The organism is Lampropedia aestuarii (assembly GCF_004803635.1).
GTDB classification, from domain to species: Bacteria; Pseudomonadota; Gammaproteobacteria; order Burkholderiales; family Burkholderiaceae_C; genus Lampropedia; species Lampropedia aestuarii.
In genome coordinates this window covers 46,194-62,519 of record NZ_SSWX01000017.1, presented here as the reverse complement: position 1 = coordinate 62,519, position 16,326 = coordinate 46,194, and the positions used below count along the sequence as shown (strand labels likewise).

The 16,326-nt window shown below is 59.2% G+C and carries 12 protein-coding genes; 1 reads left to right on the top strand and 11 read right to left on the bottom strand.

From position 1 onward, the window contains the following. The first annotated feature begins 262 nt into the window (after positions 1-262). The gene (locus E8K88_RS12995; RefSeq protein ID WP_240754517.1) at positions 263-2,986 is read left to right on the top strand and encodes a winged helix-turn-helix domain-containing protein; all 2,724 of its coding nucleotides are present in this window, start codon (positions 263-265) and stop codon (positions 2,984-2,986) included. 374 nt (positions 2,987-3,360) lie between these two features. On the opposite strand, the gene E8K88_RS12990 is transcribed toward E8K88_RS12995, so the two are convergent. From E8K88_RS12990 to E8K88_RS12940, 11 genes are all read right to left on the bottom strand, one after another. Further along, positions 3,361-4,509 carry an acyl-CoA dehydrogenase family protein gene (locus E8K88_RS12990; RefSeq protein WP_136407103.1) on the bottom strand — a complete coding sequence of 383 codons (1,149 nt, stop codon included), beginning with the start codon at positions 4,507-4,509 and terminating at the stop codon, positions 3,361-3,363. Between the two features lie 63 nt (positions 4,510-4,572). Continuing rightward, the gene (locus tag E8K88_RS12985; RefSeq protein WP_136407102.1) at positions 4,573-5,673 is read right to left on the bottom strand and encodes a CaiB/BaiF CoA transferase family protein; all 1,101 of its coding nucleotides are present in this window, start codon (positions 5,671-5,673) and stop codon (positions 4,573-4,575) included. A 44-nt stretch (positions 5,674-5,717) separates the two neighbouring features. Next, positions 5,718-7,370 (bottom strand): long-chain-fatty-acid--CoA ligase, encoded by a 1,653-nt coding sequence (locus E8K88_RS12980; protein WP_240754516.1) that lies wholly within the window; start codon positions 7,368-7,370, stop codon positions 5,718-5,720. Positions 7,371-7,429: 59 nt separating this feature from the next. After that, positions 7,430-8,650 carry an ABC transporter substrate-binding protein gene (locus E8K88_RS12975; RefSeq protein ID WP_136407101.1) on the bottom strand — a complete coding sequence of 407 codons (1,221 nt, stop codon included), beginning with the start codon at positions 8,648-8,650 and terminating at the stop codon, positions 7,430-7,432. Positions 8,651-8,755: 105 nt separating this feature from the next. After that, complete coding sequence (locus E8K88_RS12970; RefSeq protein WP_168797328.1) at positions 8,756-9,958, bottom strand: ABC transporter substrate-binding protein; 1,203 nt, start codon at positions 9,956-9,958, stop codon at positions 8,756-8,758. A gap of 250 nt (positions 9,959-10,208) precedes the next feature. After that, the gene (locus E8K88_RS12965) at positions 10,209-11,009 is read right to left on the bottom strand and encodes an enoyl-CoA hydratase/isomerase family protein (protein WP_136407099.1); all 801 of its coding nucleotides are present in this window, start codon (positions 11,007-11,009) and stop codon (positions 10,209-10,211) included. A 163-nt stretch (positions 11,010-11,172) separates the two neighbouring features. Next, the gene (locus E8K88_RS12960) at positions 11,173-12,237 is read right to left on the bottom strand and encodes a branched-chain amino acid ABC transporter permease (protein WP_240754515.1); all 1,065 of its coding nucleotides are present in this window, start codon (positions 12,235-12,237) and stop codon (positions 11,173-11,175) included. 16 nt (positions 12,238-12,253) lie between these two features. Then, a complete protein-coding gene (locus E8K88_RS12955) occupies positions 12,254-13,126 on the bottom strand; it encodes a branched-chain amino acid ABC transporter permease (protein ID WP_136407098.1) in 873 nt (290 codons plus the stop codon). Between the two features lie 13 nt (positions 13,127-13,139). Next, the gene (locus E8K88_RS12950) at positions 13,140-13,859 is read right to left on the bottom strand and encodes an ABC transporter ATP-binding protein (RefSeq protein ID WP_205880088.1); all 720 of its coding nucleotides are present in this window, start codon (positions 13,857-13,859) and stop codon (positions 13,140-13,142) included. Further along, positions 13,856-14,665: an ABC transporter ATP-binding protein gene (locus tag E8K88_RS12945; RefSeq protein WP_136407097.1), complete on the bottom strand. Its 810-nt coding sequence runs from the start codon at positions 14,663-14,665 to the stop codon at positions 13,856-13,858. The genes E8K88_RS12950 and E8K88_RS12945 overlap by 4 nt, the downstream gene beginning before the upstream one ends. Positions 14,666-14,815: 150 nt before the next feature. Beyond that, complete coding sequence (locus tag E8K88_RS12940) at positions 14,816-15,994, bottom strand: acetyl-CoA C-acetyltransferase (protein WP_136407096.1); 1,179 nt, start codon at positions 15,992-15,994, stop codon at positions 14,816-14,818. Between the last annotated feature and the right edge of the window lie 332 nt (positions 15,995-16,326).

Below are 16,326 nucleotides of genomic sequence, written 5' to 3'. Positions count from 1 at the left end.
CTCGACTGAATAGCGGCGCACAGAATGCGAGAATGCAGCACCGAGCCACATGCCCGCCTGCTGCCCCTAGCGCCTTAGAACGTGTTCACCATCTACACGCAGCCGCGTTGGTGCTCAAAAAACGCATTGCGGCGTTGCCCGTTGTGTTCATATAGACGTATGAGCTGCAACAGGCACCTTGCACTGCCGCTTTTGTGTGCCTTGCGCGACTGCAAAAAGATCGCAAACACGTTTTAAGCAGTGATCTTTCAAGGATGCTTCTGTGCCAGCCACCCCCGAACTGCCCACGCCGTCCGCGTCACCACCAGCCACAGTGTCAACTCGTCTGCACCCGGCCACCTACTGGGCCGAGTCCAAATTGGCGCCACCGGCCGCACACTCAAAGCAAGTGCTGCGGGCCAGTCTGCGGGATCTGATTGCCGCCAGCGCAGGCAAGCTGACTCTGGTGCGGGCACCGGCCGGTTTTGGCAAAAGCACGATCATGAACCAGGCGCGATTGATGCTGGAAGACAAAGGCATTGCCACGGCCTGGATCAGTCTGGACCGCTCTGACAACGACGCCTCGCGCTTTTGCCACTGCCTGGATCACGCTGCCTGCAGCCTGGGCCTGTGGGACCAGCAACGCTCCACGCCGCTGGACGCCGCCCTGCCCTGGCAGCAGGCCACTACGCCTTACGCCTTGTTTTTGGATGATTTTGAAAACGTGCACGAGCACACAGTGCTGGGCATTGTGCGCGAAATCATCGCGCAATTGCCCAGGCGCTGCTACCTGATCATCGGCACGCGTACGCTACCGCAATTGGGCATTGCCAGACTGCGCAGCCGCGATATGCTCGAAGAGCTCGACGGCGAGCGCCTGCGCTTTACGCTGGAAGAAACCCAGCAATTTCTGCGCGAAACCAGCGGCGATGGCGTGAGCCCGTCGCTGGTGCAAACCCTGCATGAGCGCACTGAGGGCTGGGTCGCCGCCTTGTGGCTGGCTTCGCTGGCGCTCAGCCGCCAGGCTGACAAAGCCGCCTTCGTCGAACGCTTCTCTGGCTCTCACCGCGACATTGCCGACTACCTGGCCGAAGAAGTCGTCTACCGCGAAAGTCCTGAAATGCAGGACTTTCTGCTCAAAACCAGCATCCTGCGCCAGCTCGATGCCTCAGTATGCGCAGCCTTGCTGCCGCGACTGGACAGCAACGCCTTGCTGGAGCGGCTCAATGACTCGGCGCTGTTTCTCATTCCACTGGCCAGCGAGCGCCAGGCCTGGCGCTACCACAGCCTGTTTTCCGACTACCTCAAGCGCGAGCTGCACGCGCGCATGCCCGAAGAAGCCGCCCGCCTGCACCTGGCAGCCGCCTCATGGTTTGAAGCGCAAGGCCGGCCGGTACCCGCAATTGACCACGCGTTTGAAGGCGGCGATTTCCCGTACGGACTGGACATGCTGAGCGCACATGCCGAAGAGTTTTTGCAGCGCGGACGCATGCGCTTGCTGGCGCGCTGGTTTGCCAGTCTGCCGGGCGGCTTGTTGCACGAGCGCCCCGAACTGCAAATGGCCGCCGTCTGGGCCATTTGCTTTACCTATGGCCCGTGGCAGGCCGAAACCATGCTGCGCGAAGCCTTGCAACAACACGCCGGTGATGCGGCGATTGAAGCCCATGCCGACTGCATTTGGCCAATGCTGCTGGCAATGCAGGACCGCACTGCCGAAGGCCAGACCGTGGGCAAAAGCGCACTGCAACGCCCACCCACCGGACTGCACTTTGCGGACAACACCTTGCTGACGGCGATGGCGCACATCACCACCATCATGGGCCAGCCCAGTGAAGCGCGCGCCTTGCTGCAAGCGGCGCGCGAGCAAAGCCGCAGCACCAGCACCTTCCAGCACATGTACACCGAAACGACAGAGGGCTTGCTGGACATGCAAGAAGGCCGGCTGCGCCAAGCGGCTGCGCGGTTTCGCCTGGCAGTCGACTCGACCCATTCACTGCGCTACAACCACACGCATGGCAATGCCTGGGCCGGGGTGTTTTTTGCCTATGTGGTCTACGAAGTCAATCAGCTCGAACAAGCCGAGCATTTGCTCAACGTTTACCTGCCAATGGCCCGCGATGTTGGCCTGCCTGACCACATGATCCTGAGCCATGCAATGCGCGCGCGCATTGCATTCTGGCGCGGCGATGTCGATACCGCACTGGCGCTGCTGACCGAGTTGGAGTTTGTCGGTCACCGCCGCAAAATTCCCCGCGTTGTCGCCGCAGGCAACCTGGAGCGGGCACGGTTTTACACGCTGCAGCGCAATGCGCAGGCGGCCAAGAGCGAGCTGCTCAAAGCCAATTTGCCCGAGGTTTGGGCGCGCGAAAGCCATGAGCGCATGTTTGCACATGAAACCGAATCCTATGGCCTTGGCATGGCCCGCTGGGAAGTGCATTTTGGCCAACCCGCTCTGGCGCTGCAGCGCATTGATGAGCAACTGGCGCTGGCCACGCACACGCGCCGCCAGCCGCGCATGCACCTGCTGCAATTGTTGCGCAGCATGGCACTGGCCAAACAAGGCGATCTCACCAATGCGATGGCGGTGCTAGGCCAGCAATTGAGCGCCTTGGCCGAGGAAGGTTTTATGCGCTTGCTGCTGGACGAAGGCCCGGAGCTGGGCGTGCTGGTGCGCCGCTACCAGACGCTGCAACAGGACAAACACCATAGCAGCCCACTCATGCAAGAGTACCTGGCGCGCTTGCTGCAAGCCTTTGGCCCACTGCCTGAAGAGCCTGAAGCCCCCAGCGCTGCCAACGACGCCATTTTGCTCGAAGCCCTGACCCGCAAAGAAGCGCGCGTGCTGACGCTGTTGGCCGAGGGCTATTCCAACAGCGCAATGGCAGAAAAGCTGTTTGTCTCCGACAGCACGGTGCGCACGCATTTGCGCAATATCAACACCAAGCTGAACGCCGGAAACCGCACCCAAGCGGTGGCCTTTGCCCGCAAGCTGGGTTTGGTGCCCTAAGAGCCTGTTCAATGCCTCGACACAGTCGCGCAAGGCACAAAAAGAGGCAGTACAAGCCGCCTGTTGCAGCTCATGCGTCTGTATGAGCACAACGGGCAACGCAGTCATGCGCTTTTTTGTGCCTTGCCCTTCAGGTTGGCGCCCAAAAGGCACGCTGCCTTGTTAAAAATCCTCGCCGGGCAGATAGCCCGACTGCGTTTTTTGCCGCGCAGCGTATCCTTTTGGGCTCCAACGCGGTCTGCGTGGAGACTTTGAACAGGCTCCAAGAACGTGTTTACCATCTGCCCGCTCTTTCCGTATCGGCACAACGCTGTCGGCTATCGCGCCCCACTGGTTGGGCTTATGAAAGAACCTGCTGGCGGCCCACACGGAACTCATAGGTTGCGCGCAATCACTTCTTTCATGATTTCGTTCGTGCCGCCATAAATGCGCTGTATGCGTGCATCGGTATACAGCCGCGCGACCAGGTACTCGTTCATATAGCCGTAGCCACCAAAGAGCTGCAAGCACTCGTCAATCACCTTGCCTTGTGTCTCAGAGACCCACAGCTTGGCCATTGAAGCCGTTGCCGTGTCCAGGCTGCCATCGACCAGGCGCTGAACACATTGGTCGACAAACGCCCGGCCAACGGCAATCTGCGTGGCCACCTCAGCCAGTTTGAATCGGGTATTTTGGAAATCAAACACGCTCTTGCCAAACGCCTGGCGCTCACGCGTATAGGCCAGAGCCGCTTCATACGCGCCTTCCATCGCGGCCAGGCCGGACACGCCGATGATGGTGCGCTCATACGGCAAATCGGCCATCAGCTGGAAGAATCCTTGCCCCTCGACACCGCCGAGCAATTGCCCAGCCGGCACCTGGACATTGTCAAAAAACAGCTCCGAGGTGTCCTGCGCTTTCATGCCCATTTTGTCCAGCACCCGGCCGACCTGAAAGCCGGGGCAATCCTGTGTTTCAACGATCAGGATCGAGGTGCCGCGCGCGCCTTGGCTGGGGTCGGTTTTGCAGACCACCAGCACAACGCCTGCCAAAAAGCCGTTCGAGATAAAAGTTTTAGAGCCATTGATACGGTAGCCGCCGTCCTGGGCGATGGCCGTGGTGCGAATGCCTTGCAAGTCGGAGCCCGCGCCCGGCTCGGTCATGGCAATGGCGCCCACCAGCTCGCCGCTGGCCATTTTGGGCAGGTAATAGGCTTTTTGCTGCTCTGTGCCGTGGTTGAGAAAGTAATGCGCAACGATGCTATGCACCGAGCTGTTCATGCCGCTCAAGCCTCGGCGGGCCATGGCTTCGTAAAGCACGGCTTCGTAGCGAAAATCACCGCCACCGCCACCGTAGGTTTCGGGAATATCGCTGCACAGCAAGCCCAGCGCCCCCGCTTTGCGCCAGATCTCCTGGCCGACATGGCCGCGCTTGCGGGCTGCTTCGTCATGGGGCTGCATTTCTTGCTCGATAAAGCGCACCACTGTGTCTTGGTAGAGTGCCAAATCGGCATCCATCCAACTGCGTTCAAATGAAATTGGCATAAGGAAAACCTGGTGTCATGAATTCAAAAAATCGTTTGCTGGCCACTGCGCGCAGGCAACCACTCAAGCGGCCAAAAAGGTGCCAGCCACCCCCCATTGTTTGAGCAATGCTTCTGGCGTTTGAGCCGCCACGGCCGTCGGCTGCGCTGCCGGTGTGCGGCTAAAGCGTGGCGCAGGTGAGGGCTGAGTCACGCCCGCTTCGGTATAAAACGTCTGGCGGCTGAGGTTGTGCGGGTGAGTCGGCGCTTCATCCCAATCGAGTACCGGCGCAAAGCAGACATCCGTGCCCTCCATCATCTGGCACCACTCCTGGCGGGTTTTCGAGCGGAACACTTCAGCCAGCCGGCTTTTCAAAAATGGCCACGCGCGAGGGTCCATTTGCTGGTCAAAGGCCTCGTCATCGACCAGACCGCAGTGCTCGCGCAGCAAGGCGTAGAACTGCGGCTCAATCGCACCAATCGCGACAAACTTGCCATCGGCGCACACATAAGTGTCGTAGAAATGCGCGGCGCCATCGAGCAGGTTGTCGCCGCGCTCGTTGCTCCACTGCCCTTTGGCATGAAAGCCGTACATCATCGCCGACAGCAAGGCCGCGCCATCGGTCATGGCCGCATCAATCACCTGCCCCTTGCCTGAGCGTTGTCGCTCCTGCAACGCACAGACGATGCCAAAGGCCAGCATCATCGCGCCGCCGCCAAAATCGCCCACGTAATTGAGTGGCGGCACTGGCGCGCTGCCCGCTCGCCCTACGGCGTTCAAAGCGCCTGTAATGGCGATGTAGTTGATATCGTGCCCTGCCGCTTTGGCCAAAGGCCCATGCTGGCCCCAGCCAGTCATGCGCCCGTAAACCAAGCCAGGGTTGCGTGCCAAACACGCGTCGGGGCCCAGACCCAGGCGCTCCATCACGCCGGGACGGTAGCCTTCAATCAGCACATCGGCACGTGCGATCATCGCCAAGACCTGCTCAGCAGCGCCTGGCGCTCTGAGGTCCAACTCCAGCGTGGTGCGACCTCTGGCCAGCACATCCGTGGGATCGACCTGCGTGCCGGGCCGGCTGATGCGCAGCACCTGGGCGCCCATATCGGCCAGCATCATCGCGCAAAACGGGCCAGGGCCTATGCCCATCATCTCCACCACTCTCAAGCCTTGCAATGGTCCTGCCATAGTGTCCTCCACTCTCTAGAATAGGCCTGTAATACAGCGCCGCGTTACAGCGTGGGCAAACGGTGTGCACCAAACTGTTCGCGCAATTGCACCTTGAGTAATTTGCCTGTCGCGGTATGCGGCAGGCTATCGACAAACACCACGTCGTCGGGCACCCACCATTTGGCTACGCGTTCGCCCAAAAAGTCCAACAGCTCTTGCTTGTCCACTTGCTGGCCGTCTTTCACCACGGCAATCAACAACGGTCGCTCCTGCCATTTGGGGTGCTGCACGCCAATCACGGCAGCTTCGGCGACCGCTGGGTGCGTGGTCGCCGTGTTTTCCAAATCAATCGAAGAAATCCACTCACCACCAGACTTGATCACGTCTTTGGAGCGGTCCACCAATTGCAGATAACCATCGGGCGAGATGGTCGCCACATCGCCAGTGTCAAAGTAGCCTTCGTCGTCCAGCGCCGCACCGCCTTCGGCGCGGAAATAACCACTGGCAATCCAGGGCCCGCGCACATGCAAAGCCCCTGAGGCCACGCCATCCCAAGGCTGTACCTGCCCGTCTGGGCCGACGATTTTCAAATCCACCCCCCAGACGCCGCGGCCTTGTTTGAGCTTGACTGGCAGCAACTCCTGGGCCGACCAGCCCGCGTGCTTGGGCAGCAGTTTGCTGACCACACCAATCGGGCTGGTCTCAGTCATGCCCCAGCCTTGCACGACCTCGGCCTGAAACTCGTTTTCAAAACGCTCCAGCATCGACTGGGCCACGGCGGCGCCGCCAATGCCCACGCGCTTGACCCCCAGCTCGCTGGGGTCAAGCTGTGGGTTCGCATCCAGGTACTGGAACAGCATCATCCACACCGTCGGCACGCCTTGCGAGAAGGTGACTTTTTCATCGCGCATCAGGCTGTAAATGCTCGCCCCATCCAAATGCTGTCCAGGTAACACCATCTTGGCTCCGACCATCGCTGCCGCATACGGTGAGCCCCAGGCATTCGCATGGAACATCGGCACGACCAGCAGCAAGGTTTCGTTGGAGCTGATGCCAAAGGTGTCGGGCGCCAGTTCCATCAAGGTGTGGAGCACCGTCGAGCGGTGGCTGTAGAGCACGCCTTTGGGGTTGCCGGTTGTGCCCGAGGTGTAGCACAGCGACGAGGCGCTTTTCTCATCAAACTCGGGCCAGTCGTAGTCTGTGCTTTGCGTGTCGATCAGTTCGTCCCAGTACAGCAAATTCGGGATATTGAGTTGCGGGCAATGCGCGCGCGAAGCCATCAACACAAAGTGCTTCACGGTGGTGAATTTGGCGGCCAACTGCTCGACCAGCGGCGCAAACGTCACATCAAAAAACAGCACCTGGTCTTCAGCGTGGTTGACGATGTATTCGATCTGCTCAGGAAACAAACGCGGATTGACCGTGTGCAAGACCGCGCCGCTGCCCGAGACACCGTAGTACAGCATCAGGTGGCGATAGGAATTCCAGGCCAGCGTGCCAATGCGGTCGCTGGGCTTGACACCCAACGTTTGCAAGGCGTTGGCGACTTGCTTGGCACCCCGCTGAATGCCACGCCAGTTCGTGCGGTGCATGCCGCCTTCTGGCAAACGCGAGACGATCTCGGCCTCGGGATGAAAGCGTGCGGCATGCTCGACCAAAGACGAGATCAACAGCGGGCGATCCTGCATCAGACCTTGCAACATAGTGTCTCCCATAGGATTGAATTTCACGGATTCTAAAAACGCGCTTAATTGGGTCTGGAGCCAACACGGCATCAAGCCCCCAATTGCACCGTGTCCCCCACCGGCTCAAACTCCACACCATTGAACTGCACCATTTGCAGTGACTGAATCGGCCAGTAGTTGGTCGCGGATGTATTGAGCGCGATGCCAGGCAGCAGCATTTCAGGGCGGTAGTTCTGCAATGAGGCCGCTTGCTTGATCACGTTGTCACGGGTCAGTACATCGCCACATTGCTCAAGCACATGGGCCATGGTTTGTGAGACGCAGTAGCCATACACAGCCGACGAGTTGTGGATGTCTTCGTTGGGTGCGTACTGCTGCATAAAAGCCAGAAAACGCTGCGTTTCAGCATCGCCTGCCCAGCGCTGTTGTATGGCATCTTTGAAAAATGCAATCGCCAAAATGCCATTGGATTTCTCCAGACCGGCAGGCTCCAGGGTCATCTTCACGTAGGCCGATACATAGGTCAGGTATTGCTGCTGCGGCCGCCAGCCAATGTCCCAAATCTTGCGAATCGCCTGCGCGGCAAAACGTGCGGTGGCAAAATTCACAAACACATCCGCCCCCGACGCATGCAGGCTGATGATTTGTGAGTCCACTGTCGGGTCGCTGACCTCGAACGAAGCAGTCGCCACCAGCAGGTCCTTGGCCTTGTCACCCAGGCCATCACGCAGACCTTGCAGCAGGTCTTTGCCAAAGTCGTCGTTCTGGTAGAGCACCGCTATTTTTGCACTCGGGTGGGTCTTCAGAATGTGCTGCGCATAGGTGCGGCCCTCGTCCTGGTAGCTGGGCATGAAGGGCATGGTCCAGGGCGACTTCTCAGGCTCGGCAAAGCGCTCAGCGCCCACGGCCAAAAAGATATGAGGTACTTTGCGCATGTTCATATAGCGCATCACCGCCGCATTGGCGGCCGAGCCCAAATTTCCATAGACTGCCAGCACACCATCTTGCTCGACCATGCGGCGCACAACTTCTGTGGAGCGCGCTGGGTTGTACTGGTCGTCGTAGGTGACAAACTCGACCTTGCGGCCATTGATGCCACCCTGGTCGTTGCGCATCTTGAAATAGGCCTCATTGATCTTGCCAATGATGCCGTAGGATGAGGCTGGACCGCTGTAAGGTGCGGGCATGCCAATTTTGATCACGCTGTCGCTTGCGCCCTGGTCGTATTGCTGGGCCCAGGCACTGCGGCTGGCCCACAGGCTGGCGCTGGCGGCCAGCCAGCCCATTGCCTCTCTGCGGCTGATTGTCATATGCATCCTTTCCTTGGCTGCTTGTCTCTTGTCTTGGTTCTAGGGACGCTTTGCAGAACTTCCCTCTTATCTGTAGGCCACCGCAGAGGATGGCCGCGCACAGGCTCAGTCGTACAAATCGCCCAGCGCGATGTAGTTCTCGCCATCGAACTGGATCAGGGTTTTCTTCTGAATCGGAAAGTAATCGTCAGCGCTGGTTTTGACATCTACCCCCGGATACAGCATTGGAGGAACAAAGTCCAGACTGGCCGCTTGCTTCATGATGTTCTCGCGCGTGAGTTCATCGCCAGCCTGCTCCAGCACTTTGGCCATCGTCGCGGCGGTCGCATAACCAATCGCATTGAGTGAATCGTTTGGATCTGCCCCTGGTGCATACCTGGCCAGGGTTTCGATGTATTCAGCCACCTCGGGATGGCCCTGGGCCTGGGCATCGCCAGGAATCATCACATAGGTGCTGGAGACAATGTCCTTGGCATTGTCAAAACCGGCTGCGCGCAGTACGGCCTCTTTGGACTGTGACACCGCGACCAAATAGTGCTGCGGCTGCCAGTCCATCTCTTTGGCCTTGCGAATCGCTTGCGCAGCAAATTTGGGGGTGGTGATGTTCACAAACACATCGGCCCCAGACGATTTGAAGGACACCATCTGGCTGTCAATCGTGGGGTCAGAGATTTCGTAGGTCAGGTGCGAGACCACTTGCTTTTTGAACTGCTCGCCCATCGCCTCTTGAAAGCCGCGCAGGTAGTCACGGCCAAATTCATCGTTCTGCTGCAAGATAGCAATTTTGGCATCGGGCTTGGTGCTCAGAATGTGCTTGGCGTAAGCGCGTGCCTCAGACTGGTACGAAGGTTGCCAGCCCATGGTCCAGTAGAAATTTTTCGGGTCGCCCCAGCGGGTTGTGCCGGCATTCACAAACAGCTGCGGCACTTTGCGTGCATTGAGGTATTTTTGCACCGCGAGATTTTGCGCACTGCCCAGCGAGCCGACCATCGCCAGCACACCGTCCTGCTCGACCAGCTTACGGGTTTGCTCGACCGATTTGGCCGGGTTGTAGGCATCGTCCAACGTGATAAAGACAATCTTGCGGCCATTGATGCCGCCTTTCTCGTTCACACGCTCAAAGTAGGCTTGCATCGCTTTGCCTGCTGCACCATAGGCCGAGGCCGGACCCGAGTACGGCACCAGATTGCCCAGCTTGATCTCGCTATCGCTGGCACCCTGATCGTATTGCTTTTGCGCCCAGGCAGGCAACCCAGCCAGGCCCAGAGCCAATAAGCCCACAGCGATGGTGCGGCGTGTGTAGTGCATAGTCATCCTCTGTTTCAGCCTGTGTCGCCAGACTCTGCCACCACGGCAGGCTGGTACAAACCGTTGTCTCGTTATGCAAGCCATGCTAGGGCTTTGGAGCGCGATGATCGTCGTCTGAAGCGACGAAAAATGCCACCAAATGCACGCAACAAGCGCACACAAAAAAAGCAGCCTTGCGCTGCCTTTTTTTTCGTAGCGGCTGCATTGCAGTGCAGCACATGGACCTGGCTCTCAGAACGTGTTTACGTTCTTAAAAACGCGGCTCGCGCTTCTCCAAAAAGGCCGCCACGCCTTCGCTGAACTCGGGCCGGTCAATCAAGTCCTGCTGGCGCTGGGCCTCGTAAGCCAGTTGCGCGGGCAAATCCTGCTTGGCCGCATGCGCATAGGCAGCGCGCAATTCCAGCGCCGCATGTTTGGGCAACGCCGCCAGCCGCGCAGCCAGTGCCAGCGTGTGCTCGGCCAGTTGCGCATCGGGCACGCAGTCCCAGATCAGGCCCATGTGTTTGGCATCGGCTGCGCTCAGGCGCTCACCGAGCAAGGCCATGCCCATCGCGCGCGCACGGCCCAGCAAGCGCTCGAGCCACCAGGTAATGCCCAGGTCCGGCACAATGCCAAGGCGCGGCATAAAAGTCAGCACAAAATAGGCCGACTCGGCCGCCACGCAGATATCGCCAGCCAAAGCCAGGCCCACGCCAGCGCCAGCGCTGGGGCCATTGACCGAGGTCAGCACTGGAAACGGCATGCTTTGCAGCAGCTCAATCACCGGGTTCGATTGCGTGCGCATCACATGCCCAGTGTGCGCACCAAGGCTTTGGCCTTCTGGCGCTTGCATGCCAGACAAATCCGCACCCACGCAAAAGCCGCGTCCTTCACCGGTCAGCACCAAACAACGCACGCTGGTGTCGCTGGCCAACGTCTGCAAAGCCGCCAGCAATTCCTGCTGCAAGGGCGTACTGAGCGGGTTCAGGCGCTTGGCGTCGTTCAAGCGCAGGATCGCAATCGCGCCTTGACGCTCCAATTGCAGCAAGGAAGTGGGGCTAGCTGGTGTCATGTTCAAATCAGAGTAGGTAGATATGGCAATAGGGGGGATCGTTCGCTGCATTCATAGTAGGCGCGGCCCACTCAGGCTCCGGTCACCGCAGTGACGCCGCCATCGGCTGCCAACCAATGGGCTTGAATGCAAGGTCGAATCGGTTGCACGACTGTGTGGGCTGTCATCGCGTGTCCTTTTGCAAACGTGTCTGGAGGGTGCGCAGCAAGCCCATCACCCCGCCTGGCATCACAAACATGATCAGAATCAGCACCACGCCATACACAGCCCAAGGCGCGGCTTTGGAGATCTGCTCGGCCACATTCGGCACAAACATGATGAATACCGCACCAAACAACGCACCGTAAACGGTGCCGACGCCGCCCACCACAATGCCCACCAGGAAAGAGATGGACAAGAACATCGTGAACGAGTCGGGCGAGACAAACTGCACGGCAATCGCAAACAAGGCACCGGCCACCCCGGTGTAGGCCGCCGAAATACCAAACGCGACCGATTTGTAGTGGCTGCTGTTCACCCCCAAAGCCTGCGCAGCCAAAGGCTGGTCACGAATTGCGCGCAGCGCCCGGCCACTGCCGCTGGCAATCAGATTGCGGCCCAAAGCGAACATGACCACGGTGACGATCACCGCAAACAGATACACCCATTGGTCTTGCGTCAGCGGCAATCCCCAGGGCGCATCGGGCTTCATCAGCACAATGCCTTGCACGCCCCCGGTCCACTGCTCCAGGTGCTTGTATTTGAGCAATTGCGGCATCGCAATGCCCAGCGCAAAAGTCGCCAGCGCCAGGTACAGGCCCTCGAGCTTGAGCGCCGGGCGGCCAAACAAATAGCCAACCACCAGGCAGACAACACCAGCGGCTGGAATCGTCGCCCAATACGGCGCACTCGCATGCTCCATCAACACGCCAGTCGAATAGGCACCCAGCGCAAAAAACGCGCCGTGGCCCAGCGAAATCTGGCCGTTATAGCCAGTCAAAATATTCAGCCCCAGCAGTGCGATTGCATAGGCCAGCACCATCGTGCCCTGAAACAACTGGTAGCCTTTGAGCAAAAAAGCCAAGGCGACGGCAAGCACGGTCAGCAGCAAGGGCAGGCCCCAGCGCAGCCACGCGCTGGCATGGCGCGGCGCTGGGCGGGCAGGCTCGCTAGGCGATGGAGTCACGGCTTGCGCCACTGGCACAGCAACACCTGTGCGTGCCATAGAAGTTGGTAGTGAATTGCTCATGCTGGTGCTTCCTTGTTCAAACCCGTTTGACAATGCGACGGCCCATCAAGCCTTGCGGCCGCACAATCAGAACACCCACAATCAGGATCAAGGCGACCGAGAGTTTGAGCTCCGTGCCCACAACGTAGCTGCCCATCAGGTTCTCGAGCACGCCGACAATGAAACCGCCAATGACCGCGCCAATGGGGCTGTCAATGCCGCCAATCAGGGCACCGGCAAAAGCGTAGAGCAGCACGCCAATCATCATTTGCGGATCGAGGAACACCACCGGTGCTACCATCATGCCGGCCACTGCACCAATCGCCCCCGCCAGGCCCCAGCCAAGCATCAGCATGCGGCCGACGTTGATACCCACCAGCTTGGCCGATGCGGGGTTTTGTGCTGCAGCGCGCAGCGACAGACCCAGCGGTGTCCACTGGAAAAAGGCAAACAGCAGTGCGACCATCGCCAGCGCGACAAAAATGGTGCCGACTTCATGCGCCGACATCAGTGCCGAGCCATACCAGGCATCTTGCGGAAACGGGCTGGGAAACTGCTTGATCGTGTAGCCAAACAACCAGCCAGCCAGGCTGTGAAAAATCACCAGCAGACCAATAAAGACCACGACAATCGACAGCTCGGGGGCTTTTTGCATCGGCCGCACAATCACCAGCTCCACTGCCGCAGCAATCACAAACGACACGACCACGGTCAGCACAAAGGCCAGCCAGTAAGGGATGCCGGCATTGATCATCATCCAGGCCAAAAAGGTCGAGAACATCGCCATCTCGCCTTGGGCGAAGTTGATGTGGTGCGTGGCCTGGTAAATCATCACCAGCGCCAAGGCCACGCAGGCGTAGATACCGCCGGTCGATAAACCTGCCAGCAGTTGGTGCAGAAATTCAGTCATGTTGGCAGCTCCTTCAATCACCGAGGTAGGCGCGGCGCACCGCATCGTTGCTGCGCATCTCAGCAGCCGTGCCCGACAACACAATGCTGCCGGTCTCCAACAAGAACGCGTAATCGGCCAGCTCCAGCGCCAGCTGGGCGTTTTGCTCAACCAATAAAATCGCAACCCTCTCTTCCTGGTTGATGCGTTGCATGATCGAGAAAATATCGCGCACGACCAACGGGGCCAGGCCAAACGAGGGCTCATCCAGCAGCAACAAACGCGGCTTGCCCATCAGCGCCCGGCCAATCGCCAGCATTTGCTGCTCACCGCCTGATAAGGTGCCCGCTTGCTGGTGCAAGCGTTCTTTGAGCCTGGGAAAGTACTGGTAGATGCGCTCCAAATCCTCTTCCACACCAGCGCGGCTTGGCCTTGCATAGGTGCCCAAACGCAGGTTTTCTTCGGTGGTCAAGCCCATGAAGGTGCCACGTCCATCGGGTACGTGGCCAACACCAGCGCGCGCAATGTTCTCGGTACTTTGGCCATCGATGCGCTGGCCATTAAACGTGATGCTGCCTGTCGTTTGCGCCACCATTTGGCAAATGCTGCGCAGCGTGGTGGTCTTGCCTGCGCCGTTGGCGCCCAGCACCACAGTGATCTGGCCCTGCGCCACATCCAGGTCGATGCCGTTCAGTACCTTGGTATTGCCATAGCGGGCATGCAGGCCGCGCAATTCCAACATCGCTGCACTCATACCAGCACCTCCTGTGGTTCTCCCAAATAGGCCCGAATCACTTCGGGGTCCTGGCGCACTTGCGTCGGCAGGCCTTCAGCAATCTTGCGGCCAAAATTCATCGCCACGACGCGGTCGGAAATGCCCATCACCAGGCTCATATTGTGTTCAACCAGCAAGACCGTCACGCGCCAGCGGTCGCGGATGTCCTGGATCATCGCGCCCAAGGCATGCAGCTCTTCGTGGTTCAGGCCGCAGGCAGGCTCGTCCAGCAGCAGCAAATGCGGCTCAGCCGCCAAGGCGCGGCCCAGCTCAACACGCTTTTGTGTGCCAAATGGCAGGTCAGAGACGATGCGATCTTGCACGTCTTCCAGCTCCAAATAGGCCAGCAGCTCGTCGGCCTTGGCCTGCGCGTGGCGCTCAATGCGCGCGGCCCCGCCAAAGCGAAAGGTATTGCGCAAAAAGCCTGCATGCTGGCGGCTGTGGCAGCCCACCAGAATATTTTCTCGCACGCTCATGCTGGCAAACAAGGCAACGTTCTGAAACGTGCGGCCCAGACCCATTTCTGCCATCTGGTGGCGGGCCATGCGATGCGTTTCTTTGCCGCGAAACGTGATGGAGCCGCTATTGCAGTCGTACAAACGCGAGAGGCAGTTAAACAGCGTGCTTTTGCCTGCGCCGTTCGGGCCAATCAAGGCACAAATCTCGCCGCTGTAGACATCGAAAGTGACGCCATCGAGCGCGACAATACCGCCAAAGCGCACGGTCACATCGCGCACCGACAGCAAACGCTCTGGCTCTTCTGATCGTCTAGTTGGGTGGCTCATAGGTCCCCTTTTTTGTGTGCAGGCTGTTGCTCCTCAGCCCCGATCTGTGCTGCATCGCCCAAGCCAGCAGGCATGGACGTTGTTATTTTTTCTCTCTAGCCATGCAAGCAGCCACCGACAGCGCTTGTGTGCCTCGGTGGCCCAGGCGCTTTACAAGCGCTCAATAATCGTCACGTTCGCCATGCCGCCGCCTTCGCACATGGTTTGCAGGCCCCAGCGTTTGCCGCGCTGGCCCAGTGCATGGACCAGCGTGGTCATCAGCTTCGTGCCCGAGGCCCCCAACGGGTGCCCCAGCGCAATCGCACCACCATGGACGTTGATTTTGGCCGGGTCGGCATGCAGCGCTTGCAGCCAGGCCAGCGGCACCGGTGCAAACGCCTCATTCACTTCGTACAAGTCGATGTCATCGATCTGCATGCCGGCTTTTTTCAGCGCCCGCTCAGTCGCTGGCAGCGGTGCTTCAAGCATGATCACCGGATCATGGCCAATCATCGTCATGTGGTGAATGCGCGCCAGTGGCTTCAGGCCCAGGGCTTTGAGCGCTTTTTCACTGACGATCATGACGCCGGTGGCGCCATCGCAGACCTGGCTGGCATTGGCCGCCGTGATCACACCGCCTTCTTGCAAAAGCTTGACGTTTTGAATGCCTTCGAGCGTCGCATCAAAGCGGATGCCTTCGTCGACTGTGTGCCACTCCCCCGTGCCCTCACCTTCGGCATTGCGAATTTCAATCGGCAGGATTTCGTCTTTGAATACGCCCGCCTGGCTGGCCGCAATACCGCGCTGGTGGCTTTGCAGCGAATACTCGTCCAGTTGCAGCTTGCTCAGGCCGTATTTTTTGGCAATCATCTCAGCGCCCATGAACTGGCTGAACTCAATGCCGTTGTAGCGCTTGTTCATCGCTGGGCTTTGGTAATAGCCCATGCCGGCTTTTTGCGCCAGCGCATTCGGCGAAAACATCGGCACGCGGCTCATGGACTCAACACCAGCGGCAATCACCACATCCATCACACCCGACATCACCGCTTGCGCAGCGAAATGCACGGCTTGTTGCGATGAGCCGCACTGGCGGTCAATCGAGGTGCCTGGCACAGACTCAGGCAGGCGCGAGGCCAGCACCGCATTGCGCGCCACATTGGTTGCTTGCTCGCCGACCTGGCTGACGCAGCCCATGAACACATCGTCGACCTGCGCTGGGTCTATGTCGCTGCGCTCGACCAAGGCGTTGAGCACCTGAGCGGCCAAATCGACCGGGTGCCAACCAGAGAGTTTGCCATTGCGACGGCCACCGGCCGTGCGCACCGCCTGCACAATATATGCTTGGGACATTGTCTACCACCTATCAGTCATCAAGAGTTTCAGATTCGATAGGGGTATTTTTGGCGCGAGCGCTGCTGCTGTCCTCGTCGGTTCGGACGGTTTCGTCGTCCCTTTGCTACCTTAGAGCCTGTTCATCATCTCCACGCAGCCGCGTGGCAGCCCAAAAGACAAGGCACAAAAAAACGCATTGCGGCGTTGCCCGTTGTGCCCATCAAGACGCAGGAGCAGCAACAAGCACCTCATCCTTCGCAGGCATAAGCTCATGCCTGGCAGTGTTTGCTCGGCAACAGCGACGCAACACAATGCCTGAGCTCCATCACATCAAAACATTCTAAAATATA

What these genes read in the sequence shown, in the direction of transcription:
- E8K88_RS12990 (WP_136407103.1), bottom strand. Translation starts at nt 4,509, where the DNA reads ATGCCAATTTCATTTGAACGCAGTTGGATGGATGCCGATTTGGCACTC.
- E8K88_RS12985 (WP_136407102.1), bottom strand. Translation starts at nt 5,673, where the DNA reads ATGGCAGGACCATTGCAAGGCTTGAGAGTGGTGGAGATGATGGGCATA.
- E8K88_RS12980 (WP_240754516.1), bottom strand. Translation starts at nt 7,370, where the DNA reads ATGGGAGACACTATGTTGCAAGGTCTGATGCAGGATCGCCCGCTGTTG.
- E8K88_RS12975 (WP_136407101.1), bottom strand. Translation starts at nt 8,650, where the DNA reads ATGACAATCAGCCGCAGAGAGGCAATGGGCTGGCTGGCCGCCAGCGCC.
- E8K88_RS12970 (WP_168797328.1), bottom strand. Translation starts at nt 9,958, where the DNA reads ATGCACTACACACGCCGCACCATCGCTGTGGGCTTATTGGCTCTGGGC.
- E8K88_RS12965 (WP_136407099.1), bottom strand. Translation starts at nt 11,009, where the DNA reads ATGACACCAGCTAGCCCCACTTCCTTGCTGCAATTGGAGCGTCAAGGC.
- E8K88_RS12960 (WP_240754515.1), bottom strand. Translation starts at nt 12,237, where the DNA reads ATGAGCAATTCACTACCAACTTCTATGGCACGCACAGGTGTTGCTGTG.
- E8K88_RS12955 (WP_136407098.1), bottom strand. Translation starts at nt 13,126, where the DNA reads ATGACTGAATTTCTGCACCAACTGCTGGCAGGTTTATCGACCGGCGGT.
- E8K88_RS12950 (WP_205880088.1), bottom strand. Translation starts at nt 13,859, where the DNA reads ATGAGTGCAGCGATGTTGGAATTGCGCGGCCTGCATGCCCGCTATGGC.
- E8K88_RS12945 (WP_136407097.1), bottom strand. Translation starts at nt 14,665, where the DNA reads ATGAGCCACCCAACTAGACGATCAGAAGAGCCAGAGCGTTTGCTGTCG.
- E8K88_RS12940 (WP_136407096.1), bottom strand. Translation starts at nt 15,994, where the DNA reads ATGTCCCAAGCATATATTGTGCAGGCGGTGCGCACGGCCGGTGGCCGT.